The sequence below is a fragment of the Psychrobacter sp. 1Y10 genome, assembly GCF_052259005.1.
Taxonomy (GTDB): Bacteria; Pseudomonadota; Gammaproteobacteria; order Pseudomonadales; family Moraxellaceae; genus Psychrobacter; species Psychrobacter saeujeotis.
Genome location: NZ_JBQQES010000002.1, coordinates 14,339 through 31,522, shown reverse-complemented (window position 1 = coordinate 31,522; position 17,184 = coordinate 14,339). Strand labels below are relative to the sequence as shown.

The window sequence follows — 17,184 nt, the reverse complement described above, 5'->3', positions numbered from 1 at the left end:
TTATCAATATATACAGTGGTTTGTTGACGCTACTGAATGGCATTAGTGAGACTTTTTCGCACGTCCTTGCAATGCATCGCCCAATAATACGCTACCAGAATTTTCATGACGTTCGTCGTCGCTCAGTTTACTGGCAGAAACTTTCGATTTTCTCTTCCATTTTAAGCTAAATAAATCATCACGGCGATCGATTAAGTTGTGTACTGAACCTTCATTACGCACGTAAGTAAGCTTATCCAAGTTCAAATCAGAAAAGAACACCATCTCTGTATTTGGAGTGGTCTCTGCCATAATCGCATCGTGAGGGAACGCAAAATCTGAAGGCGAAAAGATGGACGACTGAGCATACTGTATATCTAGACTTTCAACTTGTGGCAAATTACCAACTGAGCCGCAAATCATAACGTAACATTCGTTTTCGATTGCACGCGCTTGAGCGCAATGACGTACCCTTAGGTATCCGTTTTGGGTATCTGTCCAAAACGGTACGAACAAGATATCCATATCATCAAGCGCCATCAAGCGGGCAAGTTCAGGAAATTCAATATCGTAACAGACTAGGATACCGATACGGCCAGCGTCGGTGTCAAATACTTTGACCTCATCGCCACCTTCAATAACCCAAGCACTGCGCTCATGTGGCGTGATATGGATTTTGCGCTGTTCTTCAACAGTGCCATCACGGCGACATAAATAGCTGACATTATATAAAGTGTCATTTTCATCGAGCAATGGCATCGACCCACTAATGACATTGACGTTATAACTGACGGCTAAGTGCGAGATCTCGTTTCTAAACCATTCGGTGTAACCGGCCAAAAACCGGATAGCGATGTTTTGATCTGTTGATTCGCATAATCCCATCAATGGCGCATTAAAAAACTCAGGCAAGCAAGCAAAATCAGAGTTGTAATCTGCCATTATATCGACGAAGAACTCAACTTGTTGTAACAGCTCTTCTGGTGACTCAACTTCACGCATCTGCCACTGAATACCGCCAATACGCACTTCAGATTTGCGCGTATTGGGCTTGTAGTCTTTGGGCTCATAATAAATATTGGCCCACTCAAGTAAGGTTGCAAAACCTTTAGATTGCTTATCATCTGGTAGATAAGCAGTCAAAATACGCTTGACGATAAAGCCGTTAGACAGCTGAAACGATAACGCTGGATCATGAATCTCACGTGATTCAACAGCATCAATATATTCGCCAGGGGTGAGGTCTTGATGGTCGTGGTATTTTGGAATACGACCACCCGCCAAAATGGCACGAAAGTTGAGCTGACGGCACAGCTCTTTACGAGCATCATATAACCGACGACCCAAACGATAACCGCGATACTCAGGATCGATTAATGCATCTAAACCATAGATAGCGTCGCCTTCAGGATTGTCTTTGATGATTTCTTTTTGTCCGATCAAATCATCATAAGTATGCGGGTTAGAAAATTTGGCATAATCAACACGCATAGATAGTACGATACCGATCAACTGATCATGATCAAATAACGCAATCTGCCCTTCTGGAAAAGCATCAATCAAGGTATGTATCGTGGTTTTTGACCATGCGCCGCCTAAATTTGCATAGACGCGATCCATTAACGCTTTTAATTGGGCGTAATCTTTTTTCTTAATTTCGGCAATCGTTAAATGAAAGTCGTCTAATTTTTCAATTTTGCTCATAATATTCCTGTTTTGGATATTTGGGATGTCAGATAATAATTTTTATAGATGAATAAGGCTTTAGAGTATTGATAATACTGAATTTTTGTGTAACAAAACTCATAAAAATATACCTATTGCTTCGTTTAATCGTTACAATATTTAATTGTCGTATTTACAACGAGTTGTTATAGCCACAGTGATTATTTGGTATGCTTTTTTGCGGTAGCATGTTCCCTAAGGGGTGTCATTTTATCAACTAAGATAACTAATGACAGTCTGGCATGGTAAATATTTACTACGTTTTTGTGAATTGTATGATTCGGCTCATTTAAATGTGAGTTTTGAATATTTTACTATCCATACAAAAGCGCTATTTTTAGGATTTTGCATGTCTTTGCAACAGGGTGATACAACTGATTTATTAGAGAATATAGAAGAGTCAGCACTTATTCAGCTGGTGTATGTGAGTAGCATCACTTTTAAAAGTCGCATAAATACTCTCATATTTGATGAAGTAGAAAAGCACGCACGCGATCACAATGAAGACCATGGCATCACTGGTATCTTATGTTATGGCAATGGTCAGTTTTTACAATGTATTGAAGGTAGCAAAAAAGAAGTACTCAGTTTACAAGCCCGTATTTTTGCAGACTTGCGGCATAAAAACGTTAAAGTCCTCTTAGTTCAAGCTATTGATAAACGTAGCTTTATGGATTGGCGTATGCGCTTATTGTTTTTGGAGCGCTGGCTATGGTCGCCCGCAACCAAACAACAAGCTGCGCTGTTAGCACCATATCTGCCTTTTAGTCCGCATGGTTGGTCTCCCAAGCGCACAGAGCAATTCTTACAAATTATCAGAAACTTTGTTACCCCGCCTCATATCAAAGCGGCGGGTATTACTTACAATGCATTGGGCAATATGGTTCAGCATATTGCAGCACCTCATCAAGCGTTTTTAGTTGTCCAAAGCTTCTTATGCATATTGGTCGTTGCAGCGTTATTACTCTTGTATTTGTAGACTGCCATATTTATAGACAGCCCGGCTAAAGTCCAGCTTATTAGTTATTCGTAGCGATTAAAAAAATAGTGATGGAGCAGTGACGAATGGTACCTAGCGTCACTGTCTTGTCATACCAACTAAAAAACGTGTCGCTACATATCGAAAATCTTACCCCGATTCATAATATTGTTTGGATCGAACACTTTTTTGATCTGTCTTAAGTAGTCAATCTCAATCTCGCTGCGACTATAGTGAAGATAAGGTTTTTTGGTCATGCCGACCCCATGTTCAGCAGATACCGAACCACCATATTTTTGTACGGTCTCAAACACATATTTATTAACAATCTGACATTCATTAAAGAAGTCATCTTTGGTCATATTCTCAGGTTTGAGGATATTGAGATGCAAATTGCCATCGCCAATATGACCGAACCAACACACTTCAAAGTCAGGATAATTGCTGCTGACAATATGATCAATCTCAGCGATAAAATCAGGTACATGACTGATTAATACCGATACATCATTTTTATATGGTGTGAATACGGAAATGGTCTCAGAGATATACTCACGTAGTTTCCAGAGCTCCTCGGCTTGCGCTAGACTCTGACTCATGACGCCATCAACGACCCAGCCCTGTTCCATGCAATGCTCAAATATTGCCATGGCTTTATCCATAATAGGCTCATAAGGCGCTTCAAACTCAAGCAGCGTATAAAACTTGGTGCGCGACTCAAACGGCTCTTGGACCTGACCATGCGCCATTAATTTATCGACTGCCACATCATCAAAAAACTCAAAGGCAGTTAGATCAATCTTCGCTTGAAAAGCAGACAACACATTCATCACATCGTTAAAGCTGTCCATGCCAAGTACCATGACGTTCAACTCTTGTGGCAGACGCTCAAGTTTGATCTGTGCATGAGTGACTAAGCCTAGCGTACCTTCACTACCGATAAACAGCTGGCGCAAATCATAGCCAGTGGCGTTTTTGACCATACCACGGTTCAATTGTAAGATATCGCCTTTACCTGTGACCACGGTCAAACCCATAATCCATTGACGGGTCATACCGTAACGAATAACCTTGATACCGCCAGCATTGGTGCCGATATTACCACCCATTTGACTAGAGCCTGCTGAAGCAAAGTCAACGGGATAGTACAAATCTTTGGACTCCGCGAATTGCTGTAGCTGCTGAGTTATCACGCCTGCTTCGATTTCGACCAAACGATCAGCAGGGTAGAATTGTCCGATATGATTCATTTTATCCATACTAACGACAATCTCGCCATTGGCAGCGACCGCGCCAGCCGATAAACCCGTACGACCGCCACTAGGTGTTAGCACTATGTTGTACTCATTAGCAAGTAGCACTATAGCTTGTACTTGTTCCGTCGTTTTTGGAAAGACAATAGCCGTGGGCGCGGGCGCAAAATGCTTGGTCCAGTCTTTGCCCCAATGCTCTAAGCTTTCGCTATCGGTTTTAATTTGTGTATTATCGAAATTGTGCTCATTTACCAAGGTATCAAAGATGATCTCGAGCTTATTAGTATCGGTAACAGTTGTAGTCTGAGGTGCAAATGGCGTCATGATTGAGTCTCTGTATAAACATTAGCGCTACACCTAACGGCTTCTCTTAACCAAAAAATTTTAACTAAAGTTAGGGCTAGCGAGTAGCTGCTTTAGATAAATCAGTTAGGACGAGATAGGTAATATTATGAACGCTTAAAGGCTGTAAATAGTGAATAAAGCAGTTTAAACAATGTTTAGATAACAAAGCTCACTATAGCATAAAAAGTTTTCAGGCTTGATAAGCAATAATTCATCTAATCTGCTAACATCACCGTTAAATTTTGTGTAAGATAACCGGACTGTTTTCGTTTACCCTAGCATAGATTATTTTTAATAAGACAACCATAGGACAGTCCTCATATGGCATTATCATTACAAAAAGACAAAATCCGGTTTTTATTACTCGAAGGTGTACACGAGAACGCCTTAAAGGTTTTAGACAACGCTGGTTATAAAAATATTGACTATCTTAGTCACGCCCTAGATCAAGATGAGCTGATTGAGAAAATCAAAGACGCGCACTTCATTGGTATTCGTTCGCGCACGCAGCTGACTCGTGAAGTCCTTGAGCACGCGGATAAGCTTATCGGTATTGGTTGCTTTTGTATCGGTACCAATCAAGTCGATCTTGATGCGGCTCGTGAGTTTGGTATTCCAGTATTTAATGCGCCATACTCGAATACTCGCTCAGTAGCTGAATTGGTATTGGCAGAAGCCATCATGCTATATCGCGGCATCCCCGAAAAAAACGCCACTGTCCATCGCGGCGGCTGGGGCAAGTCTGCTACCAACTCACATGAAGTACGTGGGAAGACTATCGGTATCGTCGGTTATGGCTCTATCGGCTCACAGCTATCTGTACTGGCTGAAAGCTTCGGTATGAAAGTTATCTATCATGACGTGGTGACCAAATTACCGCTGGGCAACGCCCATCAAGTAGGTAGCCTAAATGAGCTACTATCTACTGCTGATATCGTGACGTTGCATGTGCCTGATGAGCCAAGCACACGCTATATGATGAAAGCTGAGCAGTTTGCACAGATGAAAGAAGGCAGTTACTTTATCAATGCGGCACGTGGTACCTGCGTTGAGATTGACGATCTTGCTGCGGCACTTGAGTCGGGTAGAGTCTTGGGCGCTGCCATCGACGTATTTCCGAAAGAGCCAAAGTCTGCCGATCAAGAATTCGAGTCACCACTGCGTAAATTCGATAATGTCATTTTGACACCGCATATCGGCGGATCAACGCAAGAAGCACAAGCCAATATTGGTCTAGAAGTGGCAGAAAAGTTTGTACGATATTCTGATCAAGGCGATACCATCACGGCTGTAAACTTCCCAGAGGTTTCTATTCCCTTTAAAGAAGGCACGCATCGTTTGCTACATATTCACAAAAACGTGCCAGGTGTCCTATCGCAAATTAACCGTCTATTTGCAGAGGCACACATCAACATCTTGGCGCAAAGCCTGATGACTGAAGGTGATGTAGGCTACTTAGTGATGGATGTTGATTACACTGATTCTGATGCTGCTCTTGATCAATTAAAGGATGTAGAAGAGACTATTCGTATTCGGATCTTATTTTAATATTGGCATCTTTTAGATACAAGACTTTGCCTCTTGAAAAAGCTAATCTCTTATCTAACCTTATAATAAATAGCAGATAATTCTCTTGGAGTTGTTTGCTATTTTTTTTGTCTTTTTGGTGGGTTTAATGTTGGTGAAACTACATCCGCCATACATACTAGCGTATAAGTTAACCTTTTCTTTGTTGTAGGGATTGACTGATAATTTATACTGTATAACAGAGTTAGCAATTGAACTCAATTTTGAGTTAGTACAGCTCATTGTTTAATCTTAAACAATAACAGCAAGGGTTTTTATGAAAATGAACATAATAAAAGCAGCTGCACTAGGTGGCGTATTAGCCATGACAGCAACTGCTGGACAAGCAGCTAGTCAAGATGATTACCAATTATCAAGTCACATACTTGATATCAGCACTGGCAAGCCTGCGCCAAACGTTAATGTAAAATTGATGACGCAAAATGATGGTAAGTGGAAAGTGCTCAGTGAGCAAAAAACGGATAATAATGGTCGTATTGGTAATTTCTTGCCTAACGCAGGTAATGCTGATCATAAAGGGACGTATAAACTGCTTTTTGAAACTAAACCTTACTTTATGAACCAAGGTTTAGAGACTTTCTATCCTTATGTTGAAGTCAATTTTAATATTGAAGACAATAACCATTACCATGTGCCAATCACGCTATCGGCCTATGGTTACAGCACTTATCGTGGTAGCTAATAAAAATACTGACAATAAAAAAAGAGGCCAATTGAGCCTCTTTTTTTTGTTATGAGCTTTACTGACAGAGCATTTAACCTAACTTGTCTGAATCAGTAGAGTCTGGTGAATGACGCGCTTCAGTCTTAGCCACTTTACGTTTTTCAATCACCTCAATGACATCACTACCAATATGAGCTTCACCGCGTTGTTTCGCTAACTGCATCTGATGCTCACGCTCACGAAAACGTGCTCTTTGCTCATCGGTCGCTTTCTCAATACAGTGCGGACATGATTCACCTTTGATATAGGCGATGCTTTGCATATCATCTTGAGTAATAGGCATACGGCAAGCAAAGCATTGCTCATATTCGCCTTTTTCTAGGTTATGATTGACTGAGACGCGGTTGTCAAAGACAAAGCAGTCACCCTTCCACATAGAATCGCTGGCGGGTACTTCTTCAAGATATTTCAAAATACCACCTTCTAGATGATAGACCTCTTCAAACCCTTGCTCACGCATATAAGCGGTGGATTTTTCGCAGCGAATACCGCCAGTACAAAACATCGCCACTTTTTTGTGTTTGGCTGGGTCGAGCTCTTTTGCTACGTATTCCGGAAACTCTCGGAAAGTCTCGGTGTTTGGATTGATTGCATTTTGAAAAGTACCGATTTGTACTTCATAGTCGTTACGGGTATCGATAAGGATGACATCAGGGTCCGAGATTAACTCATTCCATTCACTTGGTTTTACATAGCGTCCAACTGACTGTAATGGATCGATATTTTCTACGCCCATCGTAACGATCTCTTTTTTTAGCTTGACCTTGGTGCGGTAAAAAGGCTGCGTATTGGTATAAGACTCTTTAAAAGTAAAAGTGCCGATTGCTTCGATACTACGCAGATAGTCTAGGACAGTATCAATACCTTGGCGGCTGCCAGAAATCGTACCGTTAATGCCTTCACTTGCGAGCAATAGTGTGCCTTTGACGTCGTTGTTAAGCATGGTATTTAGAATTGGCTCACGGTGTTGCTCAAAGTCATCAAAGCGTGTGAACTTATAAAGAGCAGCTACGACGATATTGTTAGTCACGCTATCGTAGGCGGGCGCTGACTTATTGTTGTCTGTAGTAGTGTCTTGGATAGTACTGTGTTTGGTATTGCTATCTTGAGTGGTACTCATGGTTTTCTCCTGCTGGCTAGGTCGCAAACCTAGTGCATTGGGTTTGAGGTGTTTGGTAGATCTAATAAGTAAAGCTAATCACACTAACATGATTGTGGAATTGACTAGTGCGCGCGTAGTGTAGCAAATTTGGTGCGTATTTTGAACGTTTTATAAAGGCAAACGATATAAATTAAGCACCTTTTTAACTACTTATTACTCATTTATAAAGGTAGACTAATTAGGTATAACCATCAATTAATGTCAATGGAGATGACACATGAGTAATCTGTCTATTAATTCTGCTAACAATCCTTCCACGAGCGCGCCTATTAGCCGATACCCTGTACCATCTTTAGATAGCTTGCCTGATGATATTCTAAAACGTATTCTTGCGGTACAAGAAAAGGCCAAATTCATTCCTAATGTGTTTTTAGTGTTAGCGTACCGCCCAGCAGAGTTCAGAGCTTTTTTTGCCTATTACGATGCGATTATGGAGCGAGAAGGTAGTACGCTAAGCCCAGCTGAAAAAGAGATGATCGTGGTTGCGACGAGTGCCGCCAATGGCTGCCAATATTGTGTCATCGCTCACGGTGCGTTACTGCGTGTGTTTTCTAAAGAACCACTACTGGCAGATCAAATAGCAATCAACTATTTACATGCACCCATCAGCCCTAAACAAAAAGCCATGCTGGCGTTTTCAGTCAAGCTCTGTTGTACACCAGAGCTCATCCAAGATTCGGATTATGCAGCACTTAAAGAGCATGGCTATGATGACGAGGATATTTTAGATATCACAGGTATTACCGCGTTTTTTGGCTTGTCGAATAGAATGGCAATTGTAATGAACATGCAGTCAAATACGGAGTTCTATACGATGGCACGCGAGCCAAAAGAGTAGCAGCTATCTAATTTATTTAATCATTTATCGTTATACAGAATACAGACACAAAAAATCCAGCCTATAAGCTGGATTTTTTATGGACTAAAAGCTTAAATCTTACTTACTCTGGAACCAACGATCCGCTTGGTTACGAGCGCTTGCGATATCTGAGCTTGATAAGTTCAATGCTAATTGGCCGATTTTACCACGTGCTTTATTACGTACTTTTTCATCCAGCATGCCATCACGAGCAGCTAAGTCATACCATTTATAAGCATCAACCAGGTTTTTTTGCTTCTCATCTAACAATGCAAGCGTATAACTGGCACGATTATCACCACGCATCGCCGCTTTTTCTAACCAAACGCGAGCTTGTTGGAGGTTAGGCTTCACGCCTTCACCGCGCAAATACATGATAGCTAAGTTCAACTGAGCAGGGGCAACGCCTTGCTGAGCCGCTCTAGTGTACCACTGGATAGCTTGCTGGGTGTTTTGAGCAACGCCTTCCCCTTTTTGCAAGCGCTTGGCTAGGTAAAACTGAGCATGATCGTTACCTTGGGCGGCACGATTAGACAGCTCGCTAACAGGCATCAGCTCAAAACGCGACGTATCAAGTGGTACGTTTGAGATTAACTCAGCGTTAGCCAGTCCAGCACAGGAGAATAAAGCAGTAAACAAGGCGGCTTTTAGTAGTTTCATAGCAGCTCCAAAATTAGGCAGTTGATAAGCAATGGATAAAGTTTGCCGCCAAAATTTATATCATCAAGCGACACTATCGCAGACATTACACTTTGCAGTATGAACTTACCTAGTTATTAGCAACATCATATTAACTATGAATGAATAGCAAACTTATGAACATAAGTCTCTTCGTTTACGCTAACTCAACAGATAAGTAATTGTAATGAGGGTGTCATCGACACTATTTTGCTAGCTTACCACCCAAAGTTACGAAACTCAAATACTAATTACTCGTTTTAACGTCGTTTTAAACATCGTAGTATGTAACAAAATCATACAGTTATTAAACCGTAAGAATGAATATACAAAACACAATACTTAGACAGCTACTGAATATAATGAACTCAAATGGATTTTTGTTTGGTTACTCTATAGATAGCAACGTCCGCTAATAAGTTGGGTGCTTGTCTTATTAAAGTTGATAGTAAAGGAGAGGGCCCTTTATCAGAGTCACTGACAGCAAAACGACTAAGAATATGAATATCGTGTTTGGCACATAACTGCTCAAAATCTTTGAACGTGCATAGATGAATGTTTGGTGTATCGTACCATTCATAAGGTAGGGCTTCTGATACTGGCATCAGACCTTTAAACCCTAGATGAATACGGTTTTGCCAATGGGCAAAGTTCGGAAAGGTGATGACGGCTTCGCGAGCAACACGCAGCATATCAAGTAGCAGTAAGTCAGGGGCTTTGACCGCCTGTAGGGCGCGCGCCATGACGACGGTGTCAAAGCTGTTGTCAGCGAAACGTGCCAGCCCATCATTGAGGTCTTGCTCGACGATAGATAAACCTTTACCGATGGCTTCGTTGATTTTGTCTTCATCGATTTCAAGCCCATAACCTGTTACGTCCAGTTTTTGCTGTAAATGTGCGAGCAGATCGCCATTACCACAACCCAAATCCAATACGTGCGATTGCGGCGCAATCCAGCGCTCGGCCAGCTGATGATCCATTCTCATGAGCGCTCTCCTTGGGTTATTGAGTTGCTCGTCATAAAGGGTGCCGTTAAAAAGCCTTTGACCGCGCCCATGTAACGTGGAATATTAAATAAAAACGAATCATGACCGTGCGGCGCATCAACATCGATATAACTGACTGGTTTGCCCGTGGCCATGAGTGCATCTACGATTTCTTGCGAGCGCTCGGGAGCAAAGCGCCAATCGGTAGTAAATGATACGACTAAGTACTGACATTTGGTATGAGCAAATGCTGCTTTGAGCGCGGTCAGTTCTTGATGATTGTCGTTCTCGCTATCATCTTGAGTCACAAGGTTGTCTTCAAGTGTGCTCTCAGGGGCGTTGATTGATGCAGCAATCGAGTCTTCAAGCTGCACTGATGCTGCCGAATCTAGCGTTTGTGTTGATGGATAGTCGCGCGTTGGATCAAAATAATCTAAGGCTTTGGTCATCAGCAAATAGGTATTGGCATCGAAGTTTTTGCTAAAGCGTTCACCTTGATAACGCAGATAGCTCTCGACTTGAAACTCGACATCATAGCCGTACATAAATTTGCCTGATTTTAGGTCGCGGCCAAACTTGGCTTTCATTGCATCTTCAGTCAGATAAGTAATATGACCCACCATTCGCGCAAGGATAAGCCCGCGACGAGGATAGGTGCCTGCTTGTATATAACGGCCGTCGTTAAAATCAGGGTCAGAGAGGATGGACTGACGAGCGACTTCATTAAAAGCAATATTTTGCGCAGATAGCTTTGGTGTACTAGCAATAACGACGCAGCGTTTTAGTCTGTCTGGATAATCAACTGACCATTGTAGCGCCTGCATCCCGCCCATAGAACCACCGACGATAGCGTGCCAAACATTGATGCCTAAGCGGTCAGAGAGCATTGCTTGAGTTTTTACCCAGTCTTTGATAGTGATTAGTGGAAAGTCAGGGCCATAGACTTGTGGCTCACTGCCATCGGCTTGATCAAGGGTATCAGGGTTGATGGTCGTTGGGCCCGTGGAGCCAAAACAGCTACCGATGTTATTGACACACACCACAAAAAACTGGTTGGTATCAATGGCTTTATTAGGGCCAATCATATTGTCCCACCAGCCCGATTTTTTGTCGTCAACACTATAATAGCCCGCTGCATGGTGACTGCCTGATAGGGCATGACAAATCAAAATGGCATTTGATTTATCCTTATTAAGTGTGCCATAGGTCTCGACCATTAAGTCAAAAGACGGCAGGGTACGATTGCATTCTAAAGTAAGCGGTTCGGCAAAATGGAATTTTTCGGGTGTGACGATTCCTACTGAGCCAACCATGTCGACTGAGCGATTCGAATCGAATGTATCTTTTGGAAGTTGGTCACTGGTACTATCAGGGCGTGCGTTCAAAGCTACCTCGCAAGACAACGATCATCAATAAAAAAAAGACAAGATGAAGACTATTTTTCTATACTGTTTTTAAAATGAGCTTGCCTATTGTATGGCGATGCGCGTAGGAGTACAACCTCCATGCGCCGTCTTTATTTGACGCGCGTAGCAAATTGTATAAAGGCCGCCTTTGCTATGCGTTTTTTTACGATAAAATGCTACACTAATCAGATATTAAATAAATATCGTCTTAACAATCCTCCTTTATTACTTATGAATAACATACAGCCTTTATGAAACCTAAACTGCCGCCACGTATCGCCGTCTTATTAGTCAACCTTGGGACACCTGATGAGCCGACAGCGCCTGCTGTCCGTCGTTACCTCAAACAGTTTTTATCTGACCCTCGCGTCATTGAGATTCCTAAGTTTTTGTGGGTTATCATTCTCAACTTGTTTGTCTTGCCCAGTCGTCCTAAGCGCGTGGCAGAAGCTTATGCCAGTATTTGGGATGGCGACTCGCCTATGCGCAACATCTTAAATGAACAAGTCGCTAAGCTTGAGCCGCGCTTGGCGAAAGACGCGGCGCCGTATCGCGTATCTGTGCATCCAGCGATGAGCTACGGCAATCCAGGACTGCCTGATGTCATGGACAAATTGCGCGCTGATGGTGTCGACCATTTTGTGATGTTGCCGCTATTTCCACAGTATTCAGCAACTTCAACAGGTGCAGTCTATGATGCCATCACAAAATGGACACAAAAGCAGCGCAATTTGCCCAATATCACGATTGTCAAAGACTACTTTGCTCATCCTTTATATATTAAAGCCTTAGCCGATAGCATTCGTCGTTTTCAGGCGACACATGGCAAACCCGAAAAACTGATGTTTAGCTTTCATGGTATTCCGCAGCCTTATGCTGATAAAGGCGATCCCTATCCAAGCCGATGTAAATGCACCGCCGCGCAGGTGGTGCAGGCGTTGGGTCTTGCCGATGATGAATGGATTATAAGCTTTCAATCACGTTTTGGTAAGCAGGAATGGGTGAAGCCGTATACCGATGTGGTACTTGATGAGTGGGCGAAGTCAGGGGTCAAATCGGTACAGATTTTAAGTCCCGCATTTTCAGCTGATTGCCTTGAAACCTTAGAGGAGTTGGCGATTGAAAACCGTGATAACTTTCTTAATGCAGGCGGACAAGAGTACCATTATATTCCAGCGCTAAACATAGATGAGGCGCACATCGACTTATTAGAAGCCATGAGCGCACCTCTAGTTAAAGGCTGGGCGGGTACGCTTGATGGCTGGGTATAACCTAAATATCCCAATACAAAGACAAAAAAATACCGGACATTGATACTGTTCGGTATTTTTTAACTGGGGTTTGCTCGTTATAGATCATCACTATTGCTGTGCTCAGCAGCATCTTTATCAGCGATATCGACAATATCCGGATAGTCACCATCATCTAGATTGTCTTGTACAAGGACATTATCAATAGTGGCTTCATCAACGTTTTGACGATGTATCGGAGTAAGTCCTTCAGTTGCCGCGCTGCCTACTTCAGTATTACTAAAGCCTGCATCGTTATCAATCACATCGTCGTCGTCAAAGGTATGCAGCATGGGATTGTCCATATCTACTTGCTGATTACTGTCACCATCAATGCGATCTTGTGCGTCTGGAAGTGGGGTTTTTGAATTATCCATAAGTCATTCCTTAATTTTTTATGATAGGTTGGATGTTGTCAATATTGTGCAGCTTTAAGAGGTTTACTGCCAGTAGTAAGGTGTCACAGCATGTTCAAAAAATGTAAGATAAGCCGACTGATGAGATCGTCATGATGAAAAACAATAAGCGACCAATAATAGTAGCGTTGATAAGTGCCAGCGTCAGTTTGGCCGCTTGCGATAGCCTGCCTACTAGCAATATAGCAGCTGTAGACGATACTGACGAGTTTGCAAAGCAGTCAATCGTGATTGATACCAAGCTACCTGCCGCGACCACTATTATAGATTGCGCGCAATTGACACCCAAGCAAACCGTCCATGTAAAAGACCATAGTGCTTTAAACCAAAGCTGTGATCTAACAGAAAAATCAGTACGTTTCGTCCTTAGTCAATCAGACAGCTCACTTGACTGTCAGGGAGCTGCGCTTAGTACAATGGCCGATGATCAATCAACGGCCAGTGCAATTACGATTAAACCTAAGACGGATAATGCTATCGAAGATATTGCCGTTGCCAATTGTCATGTAGATGGCTATGGTCATGCGCTACATATTCGTCAATATAGCCAACCAAATCAGCGCTACATTCGCGGCTTTATCGATTCTGCTGCCAATCGGAGGCTTGCTCCAAGAAATATTCGCGTAATCAACGTTACTAGTCGCAACAGTATTAACAGTGGTATGTTCGTCGGCGATCATGTGCATGATGTCACTTTTAATAAAATACATATTCAAAATGCAGGCACCGTGGGGTTATATTTAGAATTTGGTAGCCGCGATAATGTGATTAAAAATTCTGTGTTTATCGGTAATGGTTTTCGCACGTTTAAGCCCAATCGAGAGGCGATAGCGGTGGATTCTTCAAGCAGTAATCGCATCGAGAATAATCGATTTATCCATAATGGCGCAGGCAGTATATTGCTGTATCGCAATTGCTTTGAGCATACTGATGATCCAACGCGGGGTAATCATTTTAAACGTACAGAATCGAGCCGTGACAATATTATTCGCGGTAATGTTTTTCAAGATGAGCCAGTGGGCGTATGGGTGGCATCAAGACAGTCACGCAATTTAAAAGGTTTTGCGTGCGGTGCATATTTGATTAAAGAGACGCCTTTTGCCAGCTATCACTTAGACAGTGCTAAAAACAATCAGATTATCAATAATCGTTTTGAACAAGTCGAGCAGGGCGTTGTTGTGGAGGATGATGGCACGCTTATTAGTAGTAATCAATTCGCCGCTGACGTTACTTTGCCTATTAATATTGGCTCAAAAGTTCGCGAAGACAGCGCAGCAGGGCCAATCAAAAACACGCTTATTAAAAACAATACCTTCACCGACAAAACCATCGAGCAAGCGATTGATATTCGAGCGGCAAGTAAAACGGCCGCTCAGATTGAGTAGCCGTCAAGATAATACGATAAGCTGTTGGTAAATGGTCTGCGCTTTATTTGGCACCCACTTTGGTATTTACCCAACGTATGATTGGGTCGGGCGTGACTTGTGAGAGCGTCTGAAAGACTTTGGCTGGCAAGCCAACAGCATAATGCGTACCTTTTATTTTACGATTAGGACTGGTGGACAATTTGCACAACGTTTTTGCCACGTCATTGACGTTTAGATTGATACCCAAGCGATCAATGCTTGTCACCTCAATATCTTTTGTCATATCAGACTTAACCCAAAGCGGCATGACGTCTATGACTTTGATACCGAGCTTTTGATATTCAATATTAAGGCCTTCGGTGAGACCGCGGACAAAAAACTTACTGGCTGCATAATTGGCAACTTCAGGCTGACCATAAATAGCAGACGCTGAGGACACATTAACGATTTTACCATTATTGCTATCAGCCAAATAAGGCGCAAGCTTATGACAGCCAATGAGTACGCCTTTGCAATTGACATCGATTAAAGACAGCTGCTGCTGTAAATCAGTCGCGGGCAAAGCACCACTGACTAGCACACCTGCATTGTTGATTAACGCGTCAATACTGCCAAAATTATCAATCATTTGACTGATAGCGTCTTCCCATGAGTCAGGCTGGGTTACGTCAAGCTGACCAGTTATGATACGTTTTTGTTTGATCGCTTTTTTAAAAGCTTTATCTTTAGTTGCGTCTTCAAGCGTATCAGTATTGGTTGCAAATAGACCAACGCTATGACCCTTTGCCGCCAGCTTTTTGGCAGTGGCCAAACCAATACCACGCGATGCACCAGTGATTAATATATTCATAATGAGTAACTTAATAATGAGCAATAATGAGTAAATCAAGGTACAACGCTAAGTCACGATATTTAGCAACACCCTTAGTATAGGTATCAATAAAGTCGGCACTGTTATAAACACTGCTATTGTCCCTCGAGCTTATATTGAGTATAGCAAATTAATAAGCAAAGTTAATCGCTAAGGTACATATCATAGTCAACTCTACTTGCTATCGTCTTGCGGTTTTTAAATTTAGGTTTTCTACTGTCTGAGTTTCAAAATCAGCTAACTTAAATTTCCATACATAAAACAAAGCAGTACCATAAATAGCAGTTTCTGCTAACTCTTCAATGATGCCGCCAACGGCATAAGGGAACACAATCGCATTCTCGCCCATATACTGTATTATCGCCAGTATGACTACGAGGACATATAATGCTACATCGACACCTTTTAAGACGGCTTCAAGATAACGCCATGAATAAACGAGCAATCCAATGATGACAATATAGACAACGGTCAGCACACCATCTTCCCACCAGTCATAAGAACGACCAAGTAGCGAAAATTCGCTTGAAATAAGCAGTTCTGGTAAGTAGTTTAACTCTCGGCGAAGCACAGCAAAAAATACGAGCACTGATGCGAGCCAAAAATAACGACTTTGCTTGCTATGACTTTGTACTACATACTGGGCACAGCGTAGCAAGCAGACAATAATAAGTATAAGACCGGGTATTTCGATGATGCCATCTGTAGCCAAAATAAAGGGCTCCTGGTTTTGCAAAAAATAAAAAAGTGAACCCAAGGGCTCACTTTAGATCATCAGTTATAAAAACGTAGGTGAAGTATATTATACGTCCAGCTAATACAAAACAGCATTTCAAAATATAACTAACTGGTCACCAGTCATTTTAGGACTCATCTTATTAAAAATCGACTTTCACTAGAGCAAAAGCTTGATGCTTAAAAGAGTAGAAAAATAATGGCCTTTATCTACAGGTAGTGATGTTAGTTTCGATGTAAGCTGGTACTTTCGCGTAAAGTGTTATTCTGCTACCAGTTCCCGCTGTCTAATAATTACCCGTTGCATCAACATATTAAACTGTTTTTGTTCTTCCTCAGTCAAGACTGACAGCGACTGTTGGTTGACCTGTCTGGCGCAATTAATGGCTTTGGTTTCAAGCGTTCTAGCTTTTTTCGTCAGCAAGATGTGTTTGACCCGTGCATCTTTTTTATCCGCTACACGCGTGATCAATCCATCGCGTTCCATTCTATTGAGAGTATTGGCAATTGTCGCCTGTGATAAATTACCTAGCTGTACCAAGTCATTTTGCGTTATACCATCTTGTTGCCATAGCTCAAGCAGAATGGGGAAGTGAGCTGTACTAATGCCTAACGGTTTTATCTGTTCATTGAGCAAAATGGCGTACAACCTAGCAAGATGATTAGCAAGATACCCTGTAGATTCAGTTTTAAAGGTCATGATCTATTCTCTATATAAGTATATTTTGAACAAGATATTTTCTAATATGATATAAATATAGCTTGCTATGTATTTATATAGCATGCTATGTTAATATTCAAGTATGAAGCGATTAGATTAAGT

At 42.0% G+C, this 17,184-nt stretch carries 16 protein-coding genes; 6 read left to right on the top strand and 10 right to left on the bottom strand.

Translation table 11 applies throughout. The features are described from left to right. Positions 1-42: 42 nt before the first annotated feature. On the bottom strand, positions 43-1,683 hold the full coding sequence (locus ACTXGH_RS03140) for a carbon-nitrogen hydrolase family protein (protein ID WP_439262668.1): 1,641 nt from the start codon (positions 1,681-1,683) through the stop codon (positions 43-45). A gap of 370 nt (positions 1,684-2,053) precedes the next feature. On the opposite strand from ACTXGH_RS03140, the gene ACTXGH_RS03135 reads away from it, so the two are divergent. Continuing rightward, the gene (locus ACTXGH_RS03135; protein WP_439262667.1) at positions 2,054-2,683 is read left to right on the top strand and encodes a BLUF domain-containing protein; all 630 of its coding nucleotides are present in this window, start codon (positions 2,054-2,056) and stop codon (positions 2,681-2,683) included. Positions 2,684-2,817: 134 nt separating this feature from the next. Here the strand turns inward: ACTXGH_RS03135 and ACTXGH_RS03130 are convergent, their stop codons facing one another. Then, a complete protein-coding gene (locus ACTXGH_RS03130) occupies positions 2,818-4,260 on the bottom strand; it encodes an FAD-binding oxidoreductase (protein ID WP_439262665.1) in 1,443 nt (480 codons plus the stop codon). Positions 4,261-4,602: 342 nt separating this feature from the next. On the opposite strand from ACTXGH_RS03130, the gene serA reads away from it, so the two are divergent. Both serA and uraH read left to right on the top strand, forming a co-directional pair. Beyond that, on the top strand, positions 4,603-5,829 hold the full coding sequence (serA, locus tag ACTXGH_RS03125; protein WP_439295639.1) for a phosphoglycerate dehydrogenase: 1,227 nt from the start codon (positions 4,603-4,605) through the stop codon (positions 5,827-5,829). 295 nt (positions 5,830-6,124) lie between these two features. Continuing rightward, positions 6,125-6,550: a hydroxyisourate hydrolase gene (uraH, locus tag ACTXGH_RS03120; RefSeq protein WP_439262661.1), complete on the top strand. Its 426-nt coding sequence runs from the start codon at positions 6,125-6,127 to the stop codon at positions 6,548-6,550. A 73-nt stretch (positions 6,551-6,623) separates the two neighbouring features. Here uraH and trhO read toward each other — a convergent pair whose 3' ends face one another. Next, positions 6,624-7,712 (bottom strand): oxygen-dependent tRNA uridine(34) hydroxylase TrhO, encoded by a 1,089-nt coding sequence (gene trhO, locus ACTXGH_RS03115; protein ID WP_439295640.1) that lies wholly within the window; start codon positions 7,710-7,712, stop codon positions 6,624-6,626. 259 nt (positions 7,713-7,971) lie between these two features. On the opposite strand from trhO, the gene ACTXGH_RS03110 reads away from it, so the two are divergent. After that, positions 7,972-8,592, top strand: a complete 621-nt coding sequence (locus tag ACTXGH_RS03110) for a peroxidase-related enzyme (RefSeq protein WP_439295641.1) — start codon at positions 7,972-7,974, stop codon at positions 8,590-8,592. 99 nt (positions 8,593-8,691) lie between these two features. Here the strand turns inward: ACTXGH_RS03110 and ACTXGH_RS03105 are convergent, their stop codons facing one another. The 3 genes from ACTXGH_RS03105 to metX all read right to left on the bottom strand — a co-directional run bounded on the left by ACTXGH_RS03105 (position 8,692) and on the right by metX (position 11,590). Next, on the bottom strand, positions 8,692-9,273 hold the full coding sequence (locus ACTXGH_RS03105; protein ID WP_299185536.1) for a tetratricopeptide repeat protein: 582 nt from the start codon (positions 9,271-9,273) through the stop codon (positions 8,692-8,694). A gap of 386 nt (positions 9,274-9,659) precedes the next feature. Then, positions 9,660-10,277 (bottom strand): methionine biosynthesis protein MetW, encoded by a 618-nt coding sequence (gene metW, locus ACTXGH_RS03100; protein WP_439295642.1) that lies wholly within the window; start codon positions 10,275-10,277, stop codon positions 9,660-9,662. After that, positions 10,274-11,590: a homoserine O-acetyltransferase MetX gene (gene metX / locus ACTXGH_RS03095; protein WP_439295661.1), complete on the bottom strand. Its 1,317-nt coding sequence runs from the start codon at positions 11,588-11,590 to the stop codon at positions 10,274-10,276. The genes metW and metX overlap by 4 nt, the downstream gene beginning before the upstream one ends. Positions 11,591-11,934: 344 nt before the next feature. Here metX and hemH point away from each other — a divergent pair, with 344 nt between their 5' ends. Next, entirely contained in the window at positions 11,935-12,954 is a 1,020-nt protein-coding gene (hemH, locus tag ACTXGH_RS03090) for a ferrochelatase (protein WP_439262655.1), read from the top strand. A gap of 77 nt (positions 12,955-13,031) precedes the next feature. Here the strand turns inward: hemH and ACTXGH_RS03085 are convergent, their stop codons facing one another. Continuing rightward, complete coding sequence (locus tag ACTXGH_RS03085) at positions 13,032-13,349, bottom strand: hypothetical protein (RefSeq protein WP_439262653.1); 318 nt, start codon at positions 13,347-13,349, stop codon at positions 13,032-13,034. Between the two features lie 131 nt (positions 13,350-13,480). Here ACTXGH_RS03085 and ACTXGH_RS03080 point away from each other — a divergent pair, with 131 nt between their 5' ends. Further along, positions 13,481-14,773 (top strand): right-handed parallel beta-helix repeat-containing protein, encoded by a 1,293-nt coding sequence (locus ACTXGH_RS03080; protein WP_439295643.1) that lies wholly within the window; start codon positions 13,481-13,483, stop codon positions 14,771-14,773. A 43-nt stretch (positions 14,774-14,816) separates the two neighbouring features. Here the strand turns inward: ACTXGH_RS03080 and ACTXGH_RS03075 are convergent, their stop codons facing one another. The 3 genes from ACTXGH_RS03075 to ACTXGH_RS03065 all read right to left on the bottom strand — a co-directional run bounded on the left by ACTXGH_RS03075 (position 14,817) and on the right by ACTXGH_RS03065 (position 17,061). Next, positions 14,817-15,605, bottom strand: coding sequence for an SDR family NAD(P)-dependent oxidoreductase (locus ACTXGH_RS03075; protein WP_439295644.1), 789 nt, complete (start codon positions 15,603-15,605; stop codon positions 14,817-14,819). Positions 15,606-15,807: 202 nt separating this feature from the next. After that, positions 15,808-16,338, bottom strand: a complete 531-nt coding sequence (locus ACTXGH_RS03070) for a hypothetical protein (protein ID WP_439295645.1) — start codon at positions 16,336-16,338, stop codon at positions 15,808-15,810. Between the two features lie 285 nt (positions 16,339-16,623). After that, on the bottom strand, positions 16,624-17,061 hold the full coding sequence (locus ACTXGH_RS03065) for a MarR family winged helix-turn-helix transcriptional regulator (RefSeq protein ID WP_439295646.1): 438 nt from the start codon (positions 17,059-17,061) through the stop codon (positions 16,624-16,626). Positions 17,062-17,184: the final 123 nt, after the last annotated feature.